This is a genomic window from Burkholderia sp. AU18528, from assembly GCF_002223215.2.
Classification (GTDB): Bacteria; Pseudomonadota; Gammaproteobacteria; order Burkholderiales; family Burkholderiaceae; genus Burkholderia; species Burkholderia semiarida.
The window spans coordinates 131,711-152,286 of sequence record NZ_NKFC02000005.1 but is presented as its reverse complement, the minus strand read 5'-3'; the positions used below and the strand labels follow the sequence as shown (position 1 = coordinate 152,286).

The 20,576-nt window shown below is 67.0% G+C and carries 19 protein-coding genes; 7 read left to right on the top strand and 12 right to left on the bottom strand.

Annotated features, from left to right (window positions below):
* Positions 1–202: 202 nt before the first annotated feature.
* Positions 203–2,524 carry a DNA topoisomerase IV subunit A gene (parC, locus tag CFB52_RS12210; RefSeq protein WP_099316683.1) on the top strand — a complete coding sequence of 774 codons (2,322 nt, stop codon included), beginning with the start codon at positions 203–205 and terminating at the stop codon, positions 2,522–2,524.
* A 263-nt stretch (positions 2,525–2,787) separates the two neighbouring features.
* Positions 2,788–3,246: a CopD family protein gene (locus CFB52_RS12205; protein ID WP_099316682.1), complete on the top strand. Its 459-nt coding sequence runs from the start codon at positions 2,788–2,790 to the stop codon at positions 3,244–3,246.
* A 52-nt stretch (positions 3,247–3,298) separates the two neighbouring features.
* Here CFB52_RS12205 and CFB52_RS12200 read toward each other — a convergent pair whose 3' ends face one another.
* Positions 3,299–4,183 (bottom strand): LysR family transcriptional regulator, encoded by an 885-nt coding sequence (locus CFB52_RS12200; protein WP_060966809.1) that lies wholly within the window; start codon positions 4,181–4,183, stop codon positions 3,299–3,301.
* A gap of 112 nt (positions 4,184–4,295) precedes the next feature.
* Between CFB52_RS12200 and CFB52_RS12195 the strand changes: the two genes are divergently transcribed.
* Positions 4,296–4,742, top strand: a complete 447-nt coding sequence (locus CFB52_RS12195; RefSeq protein ID WP_059583771.1) for a multidrug/biocide efflux PACE transporter — start codon at positions 4,296–4,298, stop codon at positions 4,740–4,742.
* Between the two features lie 45 nt (positions 4,743–4,787).
* Here the strand turns inward: CFB52_RS12195 and CFB52_RS12190 are convergent, their stop codons facing one another.
* From CFB52_RS12190 to CFB52_RS12155, 7 genes are all read right to left on the bottom strand, one after another.
* On the bottom strand, positions 4,788–5,993 hold the full coding sequence (locus tag CFB52_RS12190; RefSeq protein ID WP_099316681.1) for a chromate transporter: 1,206 nt from the start codon (positions 5,991–5,993) through the stop codon (positions 4,788–4,790).
* A 203-nt stretch (positions 5,994–6,196) separates the two neighbouring features.
* Positions 6,197–8,536 (bottom strand): EAL domain-containing protein, encoded by a 2,340-nt coding sequence (locus CFB52_RS12185; RefSeq protein WP_059583751.1) that lies wholly within the window; start codon positions 8,534–8,536, stop codon positions 6,197–6,199.
* 216 nt (positions 8,537–8,752) lie between these two features.
* On the bottom strand, positions 8,753–9,637 hold the full coding sequence (locus CFB52_RS12175; protein WP_060966812.1) for a PhzF family phenazine biosynthesis protein: 885 nt from the start codon (positions 9,635–9,637) through the stop codon (positions 8,753–8,755).
* Between the two features lie 13 nt (positions 9,638–9,650).
* The gene (locus CFB52_RS12170; protein ID WP_006478174.1) at positions 9,651–10,109 is read right to left on the bottom strand and encodes a RidA family protein; all 459 of its coding nucleotides are present in this window, start codon (positions 10,107–10,109) and stop codon (positions 9,651–9,653) included.
* 43 nt (positions 10,110–10,152) lie between these two features.
* Positions 10,153–11,346 (bottom strand): PLP-dependent aminotransferase family protein, encoded by a 1,194-nt coding sequence (locus CFB52_RS12165; protein ID WP_059583748.1) that lies wholly within the window; start codon positions 11,344–11,346, stop codon positions 10,153–10,155.
* A 152-nt stretch (positions 11,347–11,498) separates the two neighbouring features.
* The gene (locus CFB52_RS12160) at positions 11,499–12,407 is read right to left on the bottom strand and encodes a DMT family transporter (protein WP_059646429.1); all 909 of its coding nucleotides are present in this window, start codon (positions 12,405–12,407) and stop codon (positions 11,499–11,501) included.
* 54 nt (positions 12,408–12,461) lie between these two features.
* Complete coding sequence (locus CFB52_RS12155; RefSeq protein ID WP_060966815.1) at positions 12,462–13,154, bottom strand: VOC family protein; 693 nt, start codon at positions 13,152–13,154, stop codon at positions 12,462–12,464.
* Between the two features lie 239 nt (positions 13,155–13,393).
* On the opposite strand from CFB52_RS12155, the gene CFB52_RS12150 reads away from it, so the two are divergent.
* Positions 13,394–14,854 (top strand): PLP-dependent aminotransferase family protein, encoded by a 1,461-nt coding sequence (locus CFB52_RS12150; protein ID WP_059583742.1) that lies wholly within the window; start codon positions 13,394–13,396, stop codon positions 14,852–14,854.
* A 132-nt stretch (positions 14,855–14,986) separates the two neighbouring features.
* Here CFB52_RS12150 and CFB52_RS12145 read toward each other — a convergent pair whose 3' ends face one another.
* Together CFB52_RS12145 and CFB52_RS12140 are read right to left on the bottom strand one after the other, a co-directional pair.
* Positions 14,987–15,385, bottom strand: coding sequence for a hypothetical protein (locus CFB52_RS12145; protein ID WP_059583741.1), 399 nt, complete (start codon positions 15,383–15,385; stop codon positions 14,987–14,989).
* Positions 15,373–16,113 (bottom strand): LysM domain-containing protein, encoded by a 741-nt coding sequence (locus CFB52_RS12140; protein WP_059583739.1) that lies wholly within the window; start codon positions 16,111–16,113, stop codon positions 15,373–15,375. Before CFB52_RS12140 ends, CFB52_RS12145 begins: the two co-directional genes overlap by 13 nt.
* 377 nt (positions 16,114–16,490) lie before the next feature.
* Here CFB52_RS12140 and htpG point away from each other — a divergent pair, with 377 nt between their 5' ends.
* From htpG to CFB52_RS12125, 3 genes are read left to right on the top strand one after another with little or no spacing between them, the layout of a single operon-like run.
* Positions 16,491–18,389, top strand: a complete 1,899-nt coding sequence (gene htpG, locus CFB52_RS12135; RefSeq protein ID WP_099316680.1) for a molecular chaperone HtpG — start codon at positions 16,491–16,493, stop codon at positions 18,387–18,389.
* A gap of 8 nt (positions 18,390–18,397) precedes the next feature.
* Positions 18,398–18,994 carry a chorismate lyase gene (locus CFB52_RS12130; protein ID WP_060312136.1) on the top strand — a complete coding sequence of 199 codons (597 nt, stop codon included), beginning with the start codon at positions 18,398–18,400 and terminating at the stop codon, positions 18,992–18,994.
* A 1-nt stretch (position 18,995) separates the two neighbouring features.
* Positions 18,996–19,472: a DNA-deoxyinosine glycosylase gene (locus tag CFB52_RS12125; RefSeq protein WP_059583736.1), complete on the top strand. Its 477-nt coding sequence runs from the start codon at positions 18,996–18,998 to the stop codon at positions 19,470–19,472.
* A 34-nt stretch (positions 19,473–19,506) separates the two neighbouring features.
* Here the strand turns inward: CFB52_RS12125 and CFB52_RS12120 are convergent, their stop codons facing one another.
* Both CFB52_RS12120 and CFB52_RS12115 read right to left on the bottom strand, forming a co-directional pair.
* Positions 19,507–19,935, bottom strand: a complete 429-nt coding sequence (locus CFB52_RS12120; RefSeq protein ID WP_034174483.1) for a hypothetical protein — start codon at positions 19,933–19,935, stop codon at positions 19,507–19,509.
* Complete coding sequence (locus tag CFB52_RS12115; protein WP_059583734.1) at positions 19,919–20,512, bottom strand: nucleotidyltransferase domain-containing protein; 594 nt, start codon at positions 20,510–20,512, stop codon at positions 19,919–19,921. Before CFB52_RS12115 ends, CFB52_RS12120 begins: the two co-directional genes overlap by 17 nt.
* Between the last annotated feature and the right edge of the window lie 64 nt (positions 20,513–20,576).

The window sequence follows — 20,576 nt, the reverse complement described above, 5'->3', positions numbered from 1 at the left end:
CACTGATGCGCTGCGGCTTCGCGCCCGGCGGCGTCGCAAATCCTCGCGATGCGTCCGGCATCGCTGCGGTTTGCTTCTTGCCACGAACGCGAATCCGCTGGCGCATCAGCACCGCTTGACATCGAACACTGCACCGCCGCTTCCGCGCGGCCGGGCGTGACGCCCGGCCCGGCCTCACGCCACTTACGAATACGGAATTCAGATGGACGACAACACTTCCGATCTCTTCGCCAGCCCCGACGCGCCCGAGAGCGACGCGCTGACGCTCGGCAACTACGCGGAGCAGGCATATCTCAGCTACGCGGTCAGCGTCGTGAAAAGCCGCGCGCTGCCCGACGTGTGCGACGGTCAGAAGCCGGTGCAGCGCCGGATCCTGTTCGCGATGAACGAAATGGGCCTGGGGCCCGACGCGAAGCCGGTGAAGTCGGCGCGCGTGGTCGGCGACGTGCTCGGTAAATACCACCCGCACGGCGACCAGTCGGCGTACGACGCGCTCGTGCGGCTCGCGCAGGATTTCTCGCTGCGCTATCCGCTGATCGACGGGCAGGGCAACTTCGGCTCGCGCGACGGCGACGGCGCGGCGGCGATGCGTTACACCGAAGCGCGGCTCACGCCGATCTCGAAGCTGCTGCTCGACGAAATCGACCAGGGTACGGTCGACTTCATGCCGAACTACGACGGTTCGTTCGAGGAGCCGAAGACGCTGCCGAGCCGCATGCCGTTCGTGCTGCTGAACGGCGCATCGGGCATCGCGGTCGGCCTCGCCACCGAAATCCCGTCGCACAACCTGCGCGAAGTCGCGGCCGCGGCGGTCGCGCTGATCCGCAATCCGAAGCTTACGCACGCGGAGCTGATGAACCTGATTCCCGGCCCGGATTTCCCCGGCGGCGGCCAGATCATCTCGAGCGACACCGAAATCTCGGCGGCGTACGAAACGGGCCGCGGCAGCCTGAAGGTGCGTGCGAAGTGGAAGATCGAGGATCTCGCGCGCGGCCAGTGGCAGCTCGTCGTGACCGAGCTGCCGCCGAACACGTCGGGCCAGAAGGTGCTCGAGGAAATCGAGGAGCTGACCAATCCGAAGCTCAAGCTCGGCAAGAAGACGCTGACGCCCGAGCAGCTGAACACGAAGAAGGCGATGCTCGACCTGCTCGACGCGGTGCGCGACGAGTCGGGCAAGGAAGCAGCCGTGCGGCTCGTGTTCGAGCCGAAGTCGCGCACGATCGACCAGACGGAATTCGTGAACACGCTGCTCGCGTACACGAGCCTCGAATCGAACGCGACGCTGAACCTCGTGATGATCGGCGCCGACGGCCGGCCGGGCCAGAAGGGCCTGCTGACGATCCTCGACGAATGGGTGAAGTTCCGCCAGCTGACGATGACGCGGCGCACGCGCCACCGTCTCGCGAAGGTCGACGACCGCATCCACATCCTCGAAGGACGGATGATCGTCTTCCTGAACATCGACGAGGTGATCCGCATCATCCGCGAGTCGGACGAGCCGAAGGCCGCGCTGATGAGCGCGTTCGGCCTCAGCGAGCGGCAGGCCGAGGATATCCTCGAAATCCGGCTGCGCCAGCTCGCGCGGCTCGAGAAGATCAAGATCGAGAAGGAACTCGAAGCACTGCGCGACGAGAAGGCGAAGCTCGAGGAACTGCTCGCGAACGAAAGCGCGATGAAGCGGCTGATGATCAAGGAGATCGAGGCCGATGCGAAGCAGTACGGCGACGATCGCCGCACGCTGATCCAGCAGGAAAAGCGCGCGACGTTCGAGGCGAAGGTGGTCGACGAGCCGGTGACGGTGGTCGTATCGCAGAAGGGTTGGGTGCGTGCGCTGAAGGGCCACGGGCTCGACCCGGCCGGCTTCACGTTCAAGGCGGGCGACCACCTGTACGCGGCATTCCAGTGCCGCACGCCGGATCGCCTGATCGCGTGGGGCAGCAGCGGCCGCGTGTATTCGGTCGACGTGTCGGTGCTGCCGGGCGGGCGCGGCGACGGCGTGCCGGTCACGTCGCTGATCGAGCTCGAATCGGGCTCGCACCTGATGCACTACTACGCGGCGCCGGCCGACCAGCAACTGCTGCTCGCGTCGAGCAACGGCTTCGGCTTCCTCGCGAAGGTCGGCGACATGGTGAGCCGCGTGAAGGCCGGCAAGTCGTTCATGACGATCGATACGGGCGCGGTGCCGCTCGCGCCGATGCCGGTGCTGCCGAACGCGACGCAGGTCGCGTGCCTGTCGAGCGGCGGGCGCTTGCTCGTGTTCGGGATGGACGAGATGAAGACGCTGTCCGGCGGCGGGCGCGGTGTGATCCTGATGGCGCTCGACGACAAGGAAACGCTCGTGCAGGCGCTGGCGATCGATCCGGCCGGCGTCGTGCTGATCGGCACGGGCCGCGGCGGCAAGGTGCAGGACGAGACGCTGTCGTACGCGGGGCTCGCGCCGCACATCGGCAAGCGCGCTCGCAAGGGCCGCGCGCCGGACACGAAGCTCAAGGTCGTCACCGAGCTGCGTCCGCTGCTCGGCTGACGTCGCGCGGTCGTACGGTTCGTCCGGAACATCCGGTTCGGCCGCGGTCGCAGGCCGCACGTCCGCTTCGGCGGGTGTGCGGCTTTTTCTTTTAGGCGAGGGATTCGGGTAAGCAAGCGTGGCGCTGTCACGCGGAATTTGCAAAATAGTGTGAAATCGCGCCGAGGGCCTGAACCGCCGCGCGGCTGGCGGGTCGAACGTCGCTTGATGCCGCGTGCGACGCGGCCGTTCGCTGCACCCCCACTCATCACAGGATCGTCCCCATGTCCCACGCCGTTGCCGTCGCGCTGTTTCTTCACCTGCTGGCCGTCGCCGTGTGGGTGGGCGGGATGGTCTTCGCGCACTTCTGCCTGCGCCCGGCGCTGTCCGACCTGTCGCCGCAGCTGCGGTTGCCGCTGATCGAAGGCGTGTTCGGCCGCTTCTTCAACTGGGTTTCAGGGGCCGTGATCGTGATCCTGCTGTCCGGCGGCTTCCTGCTGATGAGCTTCGGCGGCGCGCATGCGACGTGGTCGCTGCATGCGATGGCGGGGCTCGGCGTCGTGATGATGCTGATCTTCGGGCACATCCGCTTCGCGCTGTTTCCGCGCATCCGCCGTGCGGTGCAGGCGCAGAACTGGCCGGACGGCGCGCGCACGGTGAACGCGATGCGCCTGCTCGTCGTCGTGAACCTCGTGCTCGGCGTCGTCACGATCGGCGCGGCCGTGCTGTCGCGCGGTTTCTGACCGGCCGGCGTCAGGCCGCTGCCCTCCGTCGCGGGCCCGGCGGCACGCGCCGCTACGCGGCCAGCATCGCATCGAGCAGCCATGAACCGGCCGGGCCGAGCGGCCGGTTGCGCGACCAGACCGCATCCACCCGCACGCGGCGCGGCCACCCGCGTGCACGCAGCTCGCACAGGCGGTCGCGCGCGAAGTGTTCGACCATCCAGCGCGGCAGCTCCGCCCAACCGAACCCCAGTACCGCCATCTCCAGCAGCATCAGGTAGCTCGGCGCCAGCCAGTGCTGCGTGCCGACGACGATCCGGTCGTCGGTGCCGCGGCTTTCGGTCGTCACGTAGGTATTGAGGCGCAGTTCGCGCACGTCGCGCAGCGCCGCATGCGGCACTTCGGCGTCGCCGTATTCGGCGAGCGCATGCGTGCGGCCGACGAACAGCCCGATCTCCGATTCCTCCGCCACCGTCGCCGCGCCGATATCGGCCGGGTAGGCCGCGCGGGCGGCCATCAGCCCGAGTTGCGCGCGGCCTTGCTGGATCAGGTCGAGCACGTCGTCGTGCTCGGCGATCTGGCATTCGAGTTCGAGCGCCGGAAAGCGCCGTTCGAGCGCCATCAACGTTTCCTCGTAGCGCTTCGACTGGTACGTATCGGACACGACGAGCGTGAGCCGCGCTTCCTCGCCGCGCGCGAGGCGGGCGGCCGTGCGATCGATCGCCGCGCTGGCCTCGAGCGCGCGCTGCACCTGCGGCAGTAGCGCGCGGCCGGCCTCGGTGAGCGTCGGCGCGCGCGTCGAGCGATCGAACAACTGCACGCCGAGATCGATTTCGAGATTCGCGATCGCTTCCGACACGGTCGACTGACGCTTGCCGAGCTTGCGGGCGGCGGCCGTAAACGAGCCGAGCAGCGCCGCTTCGACGAAGGCGAGCAGGGCTTCGGGGGCGTGGTGCATGCGGTGCTCCAGGCAGCGTTATATCGGTAAAACCGATGATATCAAACTGGATTGGTACGGTATCGCCGATCAGAATGGCCGGCATGGATCAGCTAACGCATGGGAGCGCATCATGAAACAGATCAATAAAACGGTGACGGAGCGCCTGCTGCACGCGCTGACGTTCGAACTGGTGGCGATCGCGCTGTGCGCGCCGATCGGCGCGTGGCTGCTCGACATGCCGGTGTCGCACGTCGGCGTGCTGACGGTGATGGTGTCGCTGATCGCGATGGCGTGGAACATGACCTTCAACGCGCTGTTCGACCGCTTCGAGCGGCGCGCCGGGTTGTCGCGCACGCTCGGCATGCGGATCGCGCACGCGGTGACGTTCGAGCTCGGCCTCGTCGCGATGGTGGTGCCGGTTGCCGCGTGGTGGCTGAACGTGAGCCTCGTCGAGGCGCTGCTGCTCGACCTCGGCATCGTGCTGTTCTTCCTGCCCTACACGTTCTGCTTCAACCTCGCGTACGACGCGCTGCGCGCCCGCTGGATGGCACGCCGGGTCGCCGTGCAGGCCGGTTGAAGCGGCAACGCGGGCCGCGCCGGGCAGGGCGACGGCCGCCGCCCGTCAGTGCGCGGCCCACAGCCACACGCTGCATGCGACGGCGACCGCGCCGTACACGGCATAGACGGGCACCTTGAAGCGCGTGAAGCACAGCGTCGCGAAAGCGCCCGTCAGCCAGTAAACAGGGTCGGCCGGCTCGCGATGCAGGATCTTCACGACGGCGACGACGAGAAAGCCCGTCGTCGCCGCGCGCAGCAGGCGCATCCCGTGCTCGAAGCGCGAATGGCGCTTGAGCCGGAGCAGGTGGTTCTGCGCAAATACGACGAGGCATCCCGACGGAATGAACAGCGCGGCCGTGGCGAGCAGCGCACCGATCCAGCCGTCGGTCAGGTAGCCGAGAAACGGCACGACGTTCAGCAGCGGCCCCGGCGCGACCGGCGACAGCGCGAAGGCGAGCGTGAAGTCGTGATCGGAGATGCCCGTCGCCGGCGACACGAACAGCGTCTTGAGCACCGGCAGCGCGGAGAAGCCGCCGCCGAACAGCGTCATGCCGGCGCCCGCGAGGCGCGGCCACAGCAGGTCCGCCTGGTAATCGCCCGGCAGCGGCAGCGCGAACAGCACGACGAGCACGCCGAGCAGCACGAGCAGGCCGCGGTCGCGTTTCGACAACGTGAAATCGACCGCGTCGCGTTGCGACGGCCCCGTCAGCCAGCCTGCTGCAAACGCGGCGAACAGAATCCCGACGAAAGCGGCCGGACTATGCGCGAAAGCGAGCAGAATCGTCGATAGCGCGGCGATCGTCTGTTCGAGCCGCGTGCGCGCGAGCGAGCGCACCTGCTTGACCCACGTGACGCCGATCAGCGCGGCGAGCACCATCCCGAAGTGATTGATCAGCATCGGCGCGGCGAGCGAGCGCACGAGCGGCGTCTGATAGAAGATCGCGAACAGCGTCATCAGGATCGAGAACGGCAGCACGCTCGCGATGCCGGCGACCCATGCGCCGGCGCGACCGTGCAGCGTCTGGCCGACCTGCACGGCGACGTTGCAGCCGACGGGGCCCGGTACGAGCCATGCGAGCGCGACGAGATCGCCGAAGACGTGCGGCTCGATGCGCTGCAGCCGCTCCACGTAGTGGCGTTCGAGTTGCGCCATCATCGAAAGTCCGCCCCACGAGACGGCCGAAATGCCGGCGACGACCTTGAACAAGGCCCATAGGGATGCGGGTGCCTCTTCGACACGCGCGGTCGCTTCGACTTCGACGGTTGTCATGATTGTGTGGTTGGCGCAGGGCCGGATCTCTCGCGTAGGGCCGCGCCGGCGGCCCGCCGACACGTCGGCCCTCCCGATTGTCCGCCGCGCATCGTGACACTACCATGCGCGAAAACGCTAGTTAATGAACTAAACGATCGGATCGGAAAACGTAACAATTGCGGCGGCGCGCAACCCGCGCCGCGGCGGCAGCGGTGTGGTGTTCAGCCGCCCGTGCTGCCGGTCGCGCGTTGCGCGACGACGTTCAGGCGCTCGCCGCGCACGCCGAAGCGTGCGATCAGCGCGGGAATCGCGTCGGCCGGCACCGGGCGCGAGAACAGGAAGCCCTGCGCCTCGATTTCGCCGAGCGCGGACAGCCACGTGATCTGCTCCTCGGTCTCCGTGCCCTCGACGACGACGGTCAGCCCGAGCGAGCGCGCGAGATGCACGATCGACGACACCATCACGCACACGCTGCGATCGTTCGGAATCGCCTGCACGAACGAGCGGTCGACCTTCAGCGTGTCGACGGAGAAGCGGTGCAGGTACGACAGCGACGAATAGCCGGTGCCGAAATCGTCGAGCGCGATCCGGATGCCGAGCTTCTTCAGCGCGACGATCTTCTCGGACACGAGTTCCGGATATTCCATCATCGCGGTTTCGGTGATCTCGATCTCGAGCCGGTTCGCGTCGATGCCGGTGTCGTGCAGCGCCTGCGAGATCGTCTCGATCAGGTCGCCGCGCCAGAACTGCACGGGCGAGATGTTGACCGCGAGCGTCAGCGTGTCGTGGCCCTCGTCGCGCCAGCGCGCGATCTGCTCGCATGCGGTGCGGATCACGAAGTCGCCGATCGGCACGATCAGGCCGGTCGATTCGGCGATCGAAATGAATTCGTTCGCGGAGATCACGCCGTGCTCGGGATGGTCCCAGCGCGCGAGCGCCTCGAAGCCGGTGATCGTGCGGTGCGTGAGGTCGATCTTCGGCTGGTACGCGAGGAACAGCTGTCCCTCGGCGAGCGCGACGCGCAATTGCTGTTCCCAGCGCATCAGGTGGTCGGCGCGATGCGACAGGTGCGGCGCATAGAACTGGTAGCAGTTCTTGCCGGCGTCCTTCGCGCTGTACATCGCGAGGTCGGCCTTTTTCAGCAGGTCGATCTCGCTTTCGTTCGCGACGGTGTGCAGCGCGATGCCGATGCTCGCATGCAGCACGAACGAGCTGCCGCGTACGTCGAACGGCTCGCTGAACATCCGGATGATCGCTTCCGCGAGCCGCACCGCGCGCCGCTCGACGTCGTCGCCCTTCATCACGACGACGAACTCGTCGCCGCCGATGCGCGCGAGCGAGCCTTCGTCGCCGACCGCATCGGCCAGGCGCGACGCGGTCATCTGCAGCACGATGTCGCCGGCGTTGTGGCCGAGCGTGTCGTTGACGGTCTTGAAGTTGTCGAGATCGATGAACAGCAGGCCGAGCCGCGACAGGCTCGCGGGCATCGACACGTCGTTGCGCAGCCCGCGCAGCGTCGCATAGCGGTTCGCGAGGCCGGTGAGCAGGTCGTATTCGGCAAGCTGGGTCATTTCGCGCTCGCGGCCGAGCAGCTTGCCGATCAGGCCGGTCGCGACGCCGAAGAACGCGAGCATCGCGAGCGTGATGAAGCTCGTCATCAGCAGGTAGACGTTGCGCGTGTGGGTGTAGTCCGCGAACTCTTCGGTCTGCGACAGCCCGACCATCACCGCGAGCGGGTAGCCGTCGAGGTGGCGGTACGACACGATGCGCGTCACGCCGTCGATCGGATCGATGATCGTGCCGGTCACGCGCTCCGCGATCGGGTAGACGCCCGACGCGGAGAACGCGCCCGGCGCGTTGTTCACCGAGCCCGTGCGCCGCGCGAGCACGGCGCCCGTGTCGGACACGACCGCGATCACGCCTTCCTTGCCGATGGCCGCGTTGTTGTAGAAATCGTTCGTGAAGTAGCTCGGGTCCTCCGACACCACGACGATGCCGGCGAAGCTGCCGTCCGGATTGTTCAGGCGCCGCGTCATCTGCAGCGTCCAGTGGCTCGACACGCGGCCGAGCACGGGCTTGCTGATGAAGAGGCGATCGTCGTTGTGCGCGAGGTGGACCTTGAAGTGCTCGCGGTCGGACAGGTTGATCGGCTGCGGATGGAGTTCGGCGGTGTTCGCGAACAGGATGCCTTTCGCGTTGACGAGCGACACCTGGATCAGCGTATCGCTCGGCACGACGCCTTTCTCGACGGCGCTCGCGAGATTGAAGCGCGCCGGCGATTTCTCGAATTCGAACTTGACGAAGCGGGTGATCTGGTCGACCTGGTGGATCGCCTTGACCGTATGCTGCTCGAGCGCGGACGACAGGATCGCCGCGGAAGCCGCCGCTTCCTTGTACGCACTGTCCTTTTCAACGGACAGGCGCGCGATGATCACGGCCCACAGCAGCGCGAGCGCCAGCATCCCGAGCAGCGGGATGGCAAACAGCGCACGCCGGCGCGACTTGCGCGGCGCGCGCAGCGGCCGGTTCGGCGGCGTGTGGTTGGACCGGGCGGAGCTCATCGAAGAGGGTGGCGTCCTGCTCGCGTGCGCCATCCGTCTGGATGGCCGGCTATGGTTCGGATTGTCCCGACGTCTGTTCGTTCGCGGGACGCGCAACCATGGACAGACCTCCGAAACAACGGATTAGGCCCGATATTACTGGTTGGAACGTTTTTGCGATAGTTGGGCAAAGCGCGGGGCGCCGGACGCGCCCGTACCATCGCACATCGCGAAATGTCAGTGGGGTGAACGGAACGTGCCGTCGACGACCGTGACGACTTGGCCGCCGATCCAGGTCGTGCCGTCTTCGTCGTAGCGGACGAAGACGCGGCCGTCGCGGCCGATCGCCGTGCCCTGGCGGGCCGTATACGACGGGCCGGGGCGGCGTTCCTGCCGCGTCAGCAGCCCGGCCAGCGCGGCGTTCGCGCTCCCGGTGACGGGATCCTCGCCGGGCGTGCCGAACGTACCGCCCGTCATCAGGCAGCGGATCTCGAACGTCGCGGGGCCGCCTTCGGCGTGCGGTGCATAGGCGGCGAGGCCGTCCACGCCGTAGCGGCGGGTCAGTGCCGCCAGTGCGGCCGGATCGGGCGACAGGCCGATGCACGCGTCGGCCGACTTCAGCCGCACGACCAGCCACGGCGCGCCGTTGTCCACCGCGCACGGCTCGGCATCGAGGTCGAGCGCGTCGCTGCGCAGCGCGGCGGCCAGTGCCGCGTAGTCCGAACGGTCGAGCGGCGTGACGCGCGCCGGCGGCGCGGCGAACGCCCAGCCGCCGGCCTGCTCGCGCAGCGCGACCCGGCCGACCCCGCACTGCTGGATCAGCCGGCCCGGCGTGCGCGGCCGCGCGCCGCTTTCGAGGAACGCGTGCGCGGTGCCGAGCGTCGGGTGGCCGGCGAACGGCAGTTCGCCGCCCGTCGTGAAGATCCGCACGCGATAGTCGGCTTCCGGATCGGTCGGCGTGCAGAGGAACGTCGTTTCCGACAGGTTCGTCCAGCGGGCGATCTCGAGCATGGTGTCGTCGCCGAGCGAATCGGCGTCGAACACCACGGCGAGCGGATTGCCCTTGAACGGCGCCGACGTGAACACGTCGACCTGCTTGAAGCGAACCAGACGGCCGGCCATCGCGACGCGCGCGTTACGCGACTTCGGCGATCAGTTCGATCTCGACGCACGCGCCGAGCGGGATCTGCGCGACGCCGAACGCCGAGCGCGCATGCTTGCCCGCGTCGCCGAACACTTCGGCGATCAGCTCCGATGCGCCGTTCGTCACGACGTGCTGTTCGGTGAAGTCGAGCGTCGAGTTGACGAGGCTCATCAGCTTGACGATGCGCGTGACCTTGTTCAGGTCGCCGGTGTGCGCGTGCAGCGTCGCGAGCAGGTCGATCGCGATCGAGCGGGCGGCCGCCTTGCCGTCTTCCGTTTGCAGATCCGCGCCGAGCTTGCCGGCCCAGACCTTGCCGTCCTTCTTCGCGATGTGGCCCGACAGGTAGACCGTGTTGCCGCTTTGCGCGCTCATCACGTAGGCGGCGGCCGGTGCGCCGGCGGTCGGGAGCTCGATGCCGAGCGACTTCAGTTTGTCGTAGACGTTAGCCATGCGTTCGATTCCTCGTAGAGAGTCGTGACAGGGAAAAAGGGGATCAGAGGCGCTCGCCGAGGCGCTCGCGCAGCAGCTTGCCGAGACGCGCGACGCCTTCCTCGATCTTCTCGGGCGGCACCGTCACGAACGACAGGCGCAGCGTGTTCTGCTGCGCGTTCTCCGCGAAGAACGGCGCGCCCGGCACGAAGGCGACGTGGTTGTCGACGGCTGCGGCGAGCAGCTTCATGCTGTCGATCTGCGCGGGCAGGTTCACCCAGATGAACATCCCGCCTTCGGGGCGGTTCCACGTGACGCCTTCCGGCATGTGGCGCGCGAGCGCGCCGAGCATCGCGTCGCACTGCGCGCTGTACAGCTCGCGGATCGTCGGGATGTGCTCGTCGAGGAAGCCGTCCTTGATCACTTCGTGCGCGATACGCTGCGTGAGCGTCGGCGTGTGCAGGTCGGTGGCCTGCTTGGCCTGCACGAGCTTGAAGTGAAGCTCCTCGGGCGCGATGATGTAGCCGATCCGCAGGCCCGGCGCGAGCACCTTCGAGAACGTGCCGAGGTGCACGACGTGGTCGGGCGCCATCGACAGCATCGTCGGCAGCGGCTCGCCCTGGTAGTTCAGCGCGCCGTACGGGTCGTCCTCCAGCACCGGGAACGGGCTCGACTGCGCGAACGCGGCGAGCGCGCGGCGGCGCTCGACGGGCAGGCGGCGGCCGGTCGGGTTCTGGAAGTTCGGCTGCGCGTACAGCAGGCGCGCGCCTTGCGTGAGTTCGGGCGTGAGGCCTGCCGGCAGCAGGCCCTGCTCGTCGGTGGGCACCTGCACGTAGCGCGGCTCGTACAGCGAGAACGACTGCAGCGCGCCGAGGTAGGTCGGGGTTTCGACGAGGATCGGGCTGTTCGGGTCGATCAGCGCCTTGCCGAGCAGGTCGAGCGCCTGCTGCGAGCCGGTCGTGATCAGCACCTGCGACACGCGCACGCCGTAGCGCTCGGCGATCCACTCGCGCAGCGGCAGGTAGCCTTCGGTCGCGCTGTACTGGAGCGCGGCGGCCGGCGCGTCGCGCAGCACGCGGTCGGCGGCGGCGCGCATGCGTTCCGCCGGGAACGTCGCGGGAGCGGGCAGACCGCCGGCGAACGAGATGACCTCGGGGCGTTCCGTGACCTTCAGGATCTCGCGGATCGCAGAGCTCGTCAGCTTGCGGGCGCGTTCGGAAAGCTGCCAGTGCGGCGGATGCAGGTCGCTCGGATTCATAGTCTCCTCGTTCGGATATCGTGGTCAGTCAAGAAAGGTCGTTCGGGCGGATCGCTTCGACGCCGCCGGGTGGGCGAGCGCGAGCACGATGAAGCCTTCGCGGCTGGGTAGGCAATACCGATCAGGCAAAACGTCCATTATGGCGCACCTCATCAGCCGGCGCGAGCGGGGCGCGGTGCCGTGGCCACCGCCGAGCGGCGCCCGAGCACCACGGTCGCGATCACGGCCGCCGCGAACAGCCACGTGGACGGCGTGACCGTTTCGCCGAACAGCAGCGCGGAAAAGGCGATCGTGAAGAAAATCTGCAGCAGCTGCACTTGGCCGACGCGCGCGGTGCCGCCCATCGCGAGCCCCGCGTACCACGCGAAAAAGCCGATGAATTGCGAAAAGAGGGTCACGTACCCGAACGCGAGCCACGTGCGCAGGGCGAGCGGGCCCGGATGCGCGGCGTGCTGCGTCCACGCGAGCCAGCCGACCGGCAGCACGAGGAACGGCGCCGACACCACGAGCGCCCAGCAGATCACCTGCCAGCCGCCGATCTGGCGCGCGAGGCGCGCGCCTTCCGCATAGCCGAGCGCGCCGATGCCGACCGCGACGAGCATCAGCGCGTCGCCGGCCTGCACGGTGCCGCCGCCGTCGCGCAGCGCGAACGCGATCACGAGCGCGCTGCCGGCCACCGCGCTGGCCCAGAACGCCTTCGACGGCCGTTCGTGCGACAACCACGCCGCGTACAGCGCGACGAACAACGGTTGCAACCCGTTGACCACCGCGCCGTGCGAGGCCGGCACCGATTTCATCGCCCAGGCGGAGAACACCGGATACGCGATGATCACGCCGGCCGACGTGATCGCGAGGCTCTTCAGTTGCGCGCGGGTCGGCAGCGGCTCGCGGCGCCACCACAGCAGCAGGCCGGCCGGCACGGCGGCGGCGAGCGCGCGGCCGAGGCCGTTGAGCAGCGGATTGAGTTCGGATACGACGATCCGCGTCATCGGCAGCGTCAGGCTGAAGATCATCACGCCGATGAGGCCGAGCAGCATGCCGCGGGTTTCGCGCGAATTCATTCGTGGGTGTCTCCGTCTTGCTGGGTGTGTGTAATGGAACGGGCGTCAGCGAGCTCAGCGCAGCGTGCGCGTGCCCTGCGGCGTGTCGAATTCGGCGACGAGCGCGGGCGGGCCGTCGGTGGATTCGACGTCGAGCAGGTGCGCGGCGCCGAGCCAGTCGAGTTGCTCGCGGATCGTATCCGCACGCGGATGGGCGCCCTTGAGCGCCTTCAGCGCGACGCCGTCGTTCGGCAGCGAGTCGGCCGGATGGCGCGGGCTGTCCCACTGGATCAGCGACGGCACGAGGCCGTCGCCCGCGCCTTGCCATGCGGGGAAGCTGCCGTCGTCGGGCACCGTGAGGCCCCAGCTCAGGTCGCCGCGCCGCATCGCGACGACGGGCGCGATGCGGGCCGGGTACTGGCGCTGCCACAGCGCAAGCTGGCGCGGGCGGTCGACGCGGGCGACCCAGTGCGCGAGAAACGGGCCCTGCGCGAGCCGAGCCTGAATCGCCGGATCGTCGAGCCCGAACAGCCGCGCGCGCGGCGGCTTCGCATCGTCGCCCGGCGCGGGCGCATCGGGGTCGATCGCGATCACTTCGAGGTAGAGCCCGCCCCACGCGCCGAACAGCGCATTGTGGGTCCGCATCAGCGGGTGGCGGCCGCCGCCGGCCGGTTCGATGCCGAGCGCGTCGGCGACATGGCGCACGCCTTCGTCGAGGGTGCGCGCGGCAATCACGAGATGGTCGAGTGTCAGGGAGCGGGCTGGCATGAGCGTCGGTCGGGAAGCGAAAGTGTCATGGTAGGCGGACGACGTACCGGGCGGGGGCCGGGCCGGCCGGCGCACCGGCCGCGATGCGGGCCGGCGGGCGCGGCGCCTGGTATGGCGCGGCCGGAACGGCGGCCGCACGATCGCCATTCCGGTCAACTGTAATCGTCGCTACCGGCACAGTAACGGTACAATCGGCGCGATAGCCTTCGGTACAGTTGGAGCCGCCGCCCATGTCCACCATGTCCACCGTCCCACTCGCCCAGATTCCCGCGCCGCACGACACCGCCACGCTCACGCTCGTCGACCAGCTGGTCCAGTGGGCGCGGCGGCGGATCGACGAACGCGTGTTCCGTCCCGGCATGCGCATGCCGTCGATCCGCAAGCTCGCGCTCGACAAGGGCGTGTCGCGCTTCACCGTCGTCGAGGCCTACGAGCGCCTCGTCGCGCAGGGCTACCTCGACTCGCGGCGCGGCTCCGGCTTCTACGTGCGCGAGCGCACGGGCGCCGGCCCGCAGCCGGCCGACGGCGTCGCGCGCGTGGCCGAGGCCGCGCCCGTGCACAACACGATCGACGTCGTCTGGCTGCTGCGCAACATGCTGCACACCGTCAGCCCGGAGAAGGGCCCGGGCCTCGGCTACCTGCCGGGCCGCTGGCTCGACGGCGAGCTGATCACCGGCGCGCTGCGCGCGCTCGGGCGTCAGTCGGGCGCACAGATGCTCGGCTTCGGCACCGCGCAGGGCTTCCTGCCGCTGCGCCAGCAACTGCAGACGCGTCTGGCCGAAGTCGAGATCGGCGCGAAGCCCGAACAGATCGTGCTGGTGTCAGGCATCACGCAGGCGATCGACCTGATCTCGCGGATCTACATGCGGCCGGGCGACGCGGTGATCGTCGGCGATCCCGCGTGGTTCCAGATGTTCGGCCGTTTCGCGGCGCAGGGCGCGCAGCTCGTCGGGATGCCGTATACGCCCGACGGCCCCGACCTCGACGCGCTCGAAACCCTGGTGCAGATGTGGCGGCCGAAGATGCTCGTGATCAACTCGGTGCTGCAGAACCCGACCGGCACGTCGCTGTCGGCCGCGCAGGCGTTCCGGATCCTGAAGCTCGCGGAGGCCTACGATTTCCTCGTCGTCGAGGACGACGTGTACGGCGACCTGTGCCCGCCAAGCTATCCGGCCACGCGCCTCGCGAGCCTCGACCAGTTGAAGCGCGTGATCTATCTCGGCAGCTATTCGAAGACGCTCGCGGCGAACCTGCGGGTCGGCTACGTGGCGTGCGCGCCGGAAATCGCGAAGGCGGTGACCGACCAGAAGATGCTGGTCGGGATGACCACGCCCGAGCTCAACGAGCGCGTGCTGTACAAGATCCTGACCGAAGGGCATTACCGGCGCCACGTCGAGCGGCTGCGCGCGCGGCTCGACGGCGTGCGCGACAAGACCGCGCGGATGCTCGAGCGCACGGGGCTCGGGCTCTTCACGATGCCGGCGGCCGGGATGTTCCTGTGGGCCGATACGGGCGTCGATTCGGACGCGCTCGCGGCGGTCGCGCACGAAGCCGGCTTCCTGCTGACGCCGGGCAGCCTGTTCTCGCCGCAGCAGTCGCCGTCCACGTGGATGCGCTTCAACGTCGCGAATTGCGGCGATCCGGCGCTGCCGGGGCTGCTGGCGGGCTATATCGACTCGGCGGTGCGGCGCGCGTCGTGACGCGGAATGGGGGGAGGCCCGCTTCGCGAGCCGCCGCGGAGGGCGGCGGTCCTTCAAACGGTGCGTTCCCTGACTGGAGGCCGCGTCGCATGGACTCGGGCCGCTTTGCCGCTGCGCGGCACGTTTTGCGGGTTACTGCTTAACGCGCTTCATGCTGCAACGCAATACGTCCGCGCTATCGCTGTTGTACCCGTCCAGGTTCCTGTAGCCCTTCGCGATCCAGTAATCCGGGTAAGCCGGGTCGAAATCAAGCGATATCACGCCGAAACCACAGGGCTGTCCCTTCAGCAAGAAGGCGATTTTCGGTTGGGCCGCGGTCGGATCGCTTTCGATCACTCGATAGGGGCGCTTCGCGCAATGCGCGAAAGGCGTGCGCCATTCGATCGTTTTTTCGGTCACACGAAGTTGGCCGTCGCATTGCCGGCCGTGACCGACGAACGTCCCGGCAAGCGGCTGATTGCCGGCCTGCGCCACACCTGCCAGCAGCGCGGTAATAAGGCCCAACGCCTGGGCGATTCTCACGGCGAGCATACGGGTTCCTTGCCCTGCTGAATGGTTGCCAGCGCGTAATCGAGCTTTTTTGCGTAAGTGCCGGGTGCTTTCGTGTTGTAAAGCCGACCGACGTTTGCCGTAGTCATCGGCTTCCAGCCTATGATGACTTTGCGTATCGCCGCCTTCTGATATTTCAGGAGTTGTCCTGGGCGCAAAGTGCCAACACCCGGATTGAGTGCGCGTAGCGTGTCGATTGTCGAGCCCTGTTGTCGGGCAATTTTGTCGAGGCTATCGCCAGGTCTGACGGAAATTTCGTACGTGCGTCGATCCGGGTCCGGAACGCTTTGCATGGAGAAATTCGCCAAGCGCATGAGCAGATAACCGATAGCGGCGCGGATGTTGTAAGCGGGCACGGCGCGTGCATTCGCGCGGGTCAGCCGCGATTGGGTCGACGCCGGCAAGATAAGATCGCCCCCTTCCTTGCCTGACAACAAACCGTCCAGCCCTGGATCGTCGTACATGCCGATCTGCATGGGGTTCGATGCCCATAATGGATCTCCGGCGCCGGTCTCGACCCACGCCATCGCCTTGATGAGCCGCCAGTCCAACGGACGGTAACCCGCCACACCGGCAAGGTGCCGATTGTATTCGCCTACTGCTGCCCGAAGCTCGCAATCGTAGATCTGCCATTTTGGATCGTCAGCCGCCGACTTAATGCCATCTTGCCATTTCTCGTAACCGGTTTTCGCTGGTGAGGCTATGGTCATATCGGGTTGTCTCAATATTTAATGTCATAGGTCATGGCGCCGATTCGGCGTCCGCTCGGACGCGGGGGCCGTGACGATCCGGCGCTGCCGGCGTTTTCGCCCCACCACCGCCAGGCGCCGATGCAGTCGCTCGGCCAGGATCCGGGGCGCGTGCGACATTTGAACAAATTTCCGTCCGCGGCAACATCGGACACGTTCGAATCTATGCGGATCGGTAACCGGATCGGTCGGCCGCGCAGCCGGCATGCGCGATCCGCTTGCCGCGATCACCCGAGGCCCTTGAAATCGAGTCGTTCGTCCCCAGATGAGCGCGCAAACCCGCTCGGCACGGCATGGCGGGGGCGCCTATCAAGTTCAAGTAAGAGGAAACAGCATCCATGGCACATGAAACGATGAGCTTTCAGGCAGAGGTCAAGCAACTCCTCCACCTGATGATTCATTCGCTCTACAGCAACAAGGAAATCTTCCTGCGCGAACTGGTGTCGAACGCGTCCGACGCGGCCGACAAGCTGCGTTTCGAAGCGCTCGCGGACAACGCGCTGTACGAGAACAATCCTAACCTGCGCATCCGCATCGGCTTCGACAAGGCCGCGCGCACGATCACGATCGACGACAACGGCATCGGCATGAGCCGCGACGAGGCGATCGCGAACCTCGGCACGATCGCGCGTTCGGGCACCAAGGAATTCTTCACGAAGCTGTCGGGCGACCAGCAGAAGGACGCGGCGCTCATCGGCCAGTTCGGCGTCGGCTTCTACTCGGGCTTCATCGTCGCGGACAAGATTACCGTCGAGACGCGCCGCGCCGGCCTGCCGGCGAACGAGGCCGTGCGCTGGGAAAGCGCCGGCGAGGGCGATTTCACGATCGACGCGATCGAGCGCGCGCAGCGCGGCACGACGATCACGCTGCACCTGCGCGAAGGCGAGGACGATCTGCTGTCGTCGCACCGCCTGAAGTCGATCATCCAGAAGTACTCCGACCACATCGCGCTGCCGATCCTGATGCGCAAGGAAGAGTGGGATCAGGAAAAGGGCGAGATGGTCCTGAAGGACGAGGACGAAACCGTCAACCAGGCGAGCGCGCTGTGGACGCGTTCGAAGAGCGACGTCACCGACGAGCAGTACACGCAGTTCTACCAGCACATCGCGCACGACCACCAGGATCCGCTCACGTGGACGCACAACCGCGTCGAGGGCCGCAGCGAATACACGCAACTGCTGTTCGTGCCGGCGCGCGCGCCGTTCGACCTGTGGAACCGCGACTATCGCGGCGGCCTGAAGCTGTACGTGAAGCGCGTGTTCATCATGGACGACGCCGAGCAACTGCTGCCGCAATACCTGCGATTCGTGAAGGGCGTCGTCGATTCGGCCGACCTGCCGCTGAACGTGTCGCGCGAGATCCTGCAGGAAAGCCGCGACGTGAAGGCGATCCGCGAAGGCGTGACCAAGCGCGCGCTGTCGATGCTCGAGGAACTCGCGAACGCGGAAGACGACGCCGGCAAGGAGAAGTACAAGACGTTCTGGCGCGCATTCGGCCAGGTGCTGAAGGAAGGCGTCGGCGAGGATCACGCGAACCGCGAGCGCATCGCGAAGCTGCTGCGCTTCGCGTCGACGCACGGCGACACCGACGCGCAGGACGTATCGCTCGCCGACTACGTGTCGCGCATGAAGCCCGAGCAGAGCAAGATCTACTACGTGACCGCCGATACGTGGCAGGCCGCGAAGAACAGCCCGCATCTGGAAGTGTTCCGCAAGAAGGGCGTCGAGGTGCTGTTGCTGACCGACCGCGTCGACGAATGGATGCTGTCGTTCCTGCATGAGTTCGACGGCAAGCCGCTCGCGAGCGTGGCCCGCGGCGATCTCGATCTCGGCGAGCTGAACGACGAGGAGAAGAAGGCGCAGGAGCAGGCCGGCGAGGCGATCAAGCCGGTCGTCGAGAAGATGAAGGAAGCGCTCGGCGACAAGGTGAAGGAAGTGCGCGTCACGTTCCGCCTGACCGATTCGCCGTCGTGCCTCGTCGCGGACGACAACGACATGAGCGGCTACCTGCAGCGGATGCTGAAGGCGGCCGGCCAGAACGCGCCGGCGATGCAGCCGATCCTCGAGATCAATCCCGAGCACGCGCTCGTGAAGCAGTTGAATGCCGACAGCGCCGATTTCGGCGACTGGTGCCATCTGCTGTTCGATCAGGCGCTGCTGGCCGAAGGCGGCATGCTCGACGATCCGGCGAGCTTCGTGAAGCGGACCAACGCGCTGCTGCTGTCGCGCGCCGCGTGAACGCGCGCATGCGATTCGACGGCGCGCAGGCCGGCTGGCGCGAGACGCCGCGGCCTGGCTGCACGCTCGACCAGCGCGACTGGCTGACGCGCGGCGGATCGCTGACCGCGCATCTCGCGCGGCTCGGCCGCGTGAACGTGCGCGTGACGCGCGAGGCCGTCGACCGTCCGTGGTTCGACGAGCCGGACGCGCTCGCCAGTTCGCCGCGCGCGCCGATGTGGGTGCGCGAGGTGATCCTGTCGGTCGACGGGACGCCGTACGTCGCCGCGCACAGCATCGCGCCGCTCGCGGCCAGCAAGGGTGTGTGGCAGGCCATGCGGCGGCTGCGCACGCGGCCGCTCGCGGAGCTGCTGTACAGCGATCCGCAGGTCGAGCGCTCGGCGCTCGTCAGCCGGCGCGTGATCGCCGGTCATCCGTTGTATGCGCTCGCGAGCCATGCATTGCAGGGTGCGCGCGCGCCGCATGCGTTTGTCGCGCGGCGCTCGGTGTTCCAGCGTCACGGCAAGCCGCTGATGGTGACCGAGTGCATGCTGCCGGCGCTGTGGCGTCATCTCGCCGCGCACGGCGACGGGCCGCGATCCGTCGGGCCGTACGGAGACGCGTGAGATGCTGCAAGGCTTTCCGCCGGTCGTCGCGCCGAATACGCACACGATGATCCTCGGCAGTTTTCCGGGCGAGGCGTCGCTCGACGCCGCGCAGTACTACGCGCATCCGCGCAACCAGTTCTGGCGGCTGCTCGGCGCGGTGCTCGGCGAACCGACGCTGCATGAACTGCCGTACGACGCGCGGCTCGAGCGCGTGCTGTCGCACGGCATCGGCATCTGGGACGTCCTCGATGCATGCCATCGGCAAGGCAGTCTCGATTCTGCGATCCGGAATGCGAAGCCGAACGACTTTGCGTCGTTGCGCGAGCATGCGCCGTTGCTGAAGAAGGTGTGTTTCAACGGGAAGACGGCGGGGCGCTTTGCCGACGTGATCGGGCGGGCCGGGTATGAAACGCTGGTGCTGCCTTCGTCGAGCCCGGCGAATGCGATGCTGTCGTTCGAGCAGAAGCTGGAGCAGTGGCGCGGGATTCGTCCCTGAAGCTCGTTGATTCAGCGTATCCCGCGAAGCAGTATCAGGTGGACGGCAGCAGGTGGTCGAGTAGAGATACGGTTTCAATGAGTTCAGCAGTGAGCCGAACCAACTCGGCGGTCAGACTCGCTGGAAGATCTATGTTGCCCTCGTATTCGGCCGCATTGCGCCTGCGATGGCAGGTATCGAGCACGCGCCATTTTTCGGTCGGCCAGCCGATCGTGTGTTCGAGACACTGAAAGACCAGATATCGGTCGTCGCTCCGGTATCCGTGAGCCCGTAACGCGGCGCGTGACGCGGCGTGAGCGGCATCGTAGGCGAGGATGAACTGGCTCTCCGTTGCCATTCCGTTACTGCTTGTGACGGTATCGAGCAAGGTTCGAGCGAGGCCGAGCAGATGCTCGAATTCGCCGCGGTTCGCCGGAAGGGGTTTGAGTTTTCCGATGCGTACGAGGTTATCCAATGCGGTCAATGTCGTCCTCGGTTCCTATAATCATCAGCTTCGGTTGGCGCAGCACTTCCGCGAGGAACGGATGACTTTTGCGTTTCCGTTCGAGAAATTCCTCGTGAGTGTATTGTGTGATCTGGACCGAGCGGCCGAGCTGTCTTTCAGCCGATTCGAGTGCGGCCATGATTTGTCCATAGCTGAGCGTCTCACTGACCAACATAACATCGACGTCGCTACCGGCGTGGTCGCTGCCTTGGGCAACCGAACCGTATACAAAGGCGAGTTGTATCTCTGAGGTCAGCGGTGACAGCGCTTCGCGGAGCACCTCGACGACCCCGAAGGTTTTGAGGATGATGAGACGCAGCTCGCTGAAAATGGGGCTGCCGGCGAACGCTCGCACCTGTTTGAGATTGGCGATGCGTCTGGTTTCGATGAGGCCACCTTTTTCGAGACGATTCAGTTCACGCTGGACGCTGGCACTACCGAGACTGGTCAGCCGGATCAACTCCTTGACGTGAAACCACTGTTCGGGCTGCCCAAACAGGCAGGCCAGAATGGGTTGCTGTGCACTGGAAAAGAGGGCGTCGCCGAGCTTTGTCATAAGCCGTGAGAATAGCACGATCGAGCCAGAATTTAGCACGATCGAGCCAAATTTTAGCTCGATG

Coding starts and splice junctions, on each gene's coding strand:
- CFB52_RS12145 (WP_059583741.1), bottom strand. CDS start 15,385: ATGCTCGCCGTGAGAATCGCCCAGGCGTTGGGCCTTATTACCGCGCTG.
- CFB52_RS12205 (WP_099316682.1), top strand. CDS start 2,788: ATGTCCCACGCCGTTGCCGTCGCGCTGTTTCTTCACCTGCTGGCCGTC.
- CFB52_RS12140 (WP_059583739.1), bottom strand. CDS start 16,113: ATGACCATAGCCTCACCAGCGAAAACCGGTTACGAGAAATGGCAAGAT.
- CFB52_RS12130 (WP_060312136.1), top strand. CDS start 18,398: ATGCGATTCGACGGCGCGCAGGCCGGCTGGCGCGAGACGCCGCGGCCT.
- CFB52_RS12170 (WP_006478174.1), bottom strand. CDS start 10,109: ATGGCTAACGTCTACGACAAACTGAAGTCGCTCGGCATCGAGCTCCCG.
- CFB52_RS12160 (WP_059646429.1), bottom strand. CDS start 12,407: ATGAATTCGCGCGAAACCCGCGGCATGCTGCTCGGCCTCATCGGCGTG.
- CFB52_RS12115 (WP_059583734.1), bottom strand. CDS start 20,512: ATGACAAAGCTCGGCGACGCCCTCTTTTCCAGTGCACAGCAACCCATT.
- parC (WP_099316683.1), top strand. CDS start 203: ATGGACGACAACACTTCCGATCTCTTCGCCAGCCCCGACGCGCCCGAG.
- htpG (WP_099316680.1), top strand. CDS start 16,491: ATGGCACATGAAACGATGAGCTTTCAGGCAGAGGTCAAGCAACTCCTC.
- CFB52_RS12195 (WP_059583771.1), top strand. CDS start 4,296: ATGAAACAGATCAATAAAACGGTGACGGAGCGCCTGCTGCACGCGCTG.
- CFB52_RS12125 (WP_059583736.1), top strand. CDS start 18,996: ATGCTGCAAGGCTTTCCGCCGGTCGTCGCGCCGAATACGCACACGATG.
- CFB52_RS12190 (WP_099316681.1), bottom strand. CDS start 5,993: ATGACAACCGTCGAAGTCGAAGCGACCGCGCGTGTCGAAGAGGCACCC.
- CFB52_RS12185 (WP_059583751.1), bottom strand. CDS start 8,536: ATGAGCTCCGCCCGGTCCAACCACACGCCGCCGAACCGGCCGCTGCGC.
- CFB52_RS12150 (WP_059583742.1), top strand. CDS start 13,394: ATGTCCACCGTCCCACTCGCCCAGATTCCCGCGCCGCACGACACCGCC.
- CFB52_RS12200 (WP_060966809.1), bottom strand. CDS start 4,183: ATGCACCACGCCCCCGAAGCCCTGCTCGCCTTCGTCGAAGCGGCGCTG.
- CFB52_RS12175 (WP_060966812.1), bottom strand. CDS start 9,637: ATGGCCGGCCGTCTGGTTCGCTTCAAGCAGGTCGACGTGTTCACGTCG.
- CFB52_RS12165 (WP_059583748.1), bottom strand. CDS start 11,346: ATGAATCCGAGCGACCTGCATCCGCCGCACTGGCAGCTTTCCGAACGC.
- CFB52_RS12155 (WP_060966815.1), bottom strand. CDS start 13,154: ATGCCAGCCCGCTCCCTGACACTCGACCATCTCGTGATTGCCGCGCGC.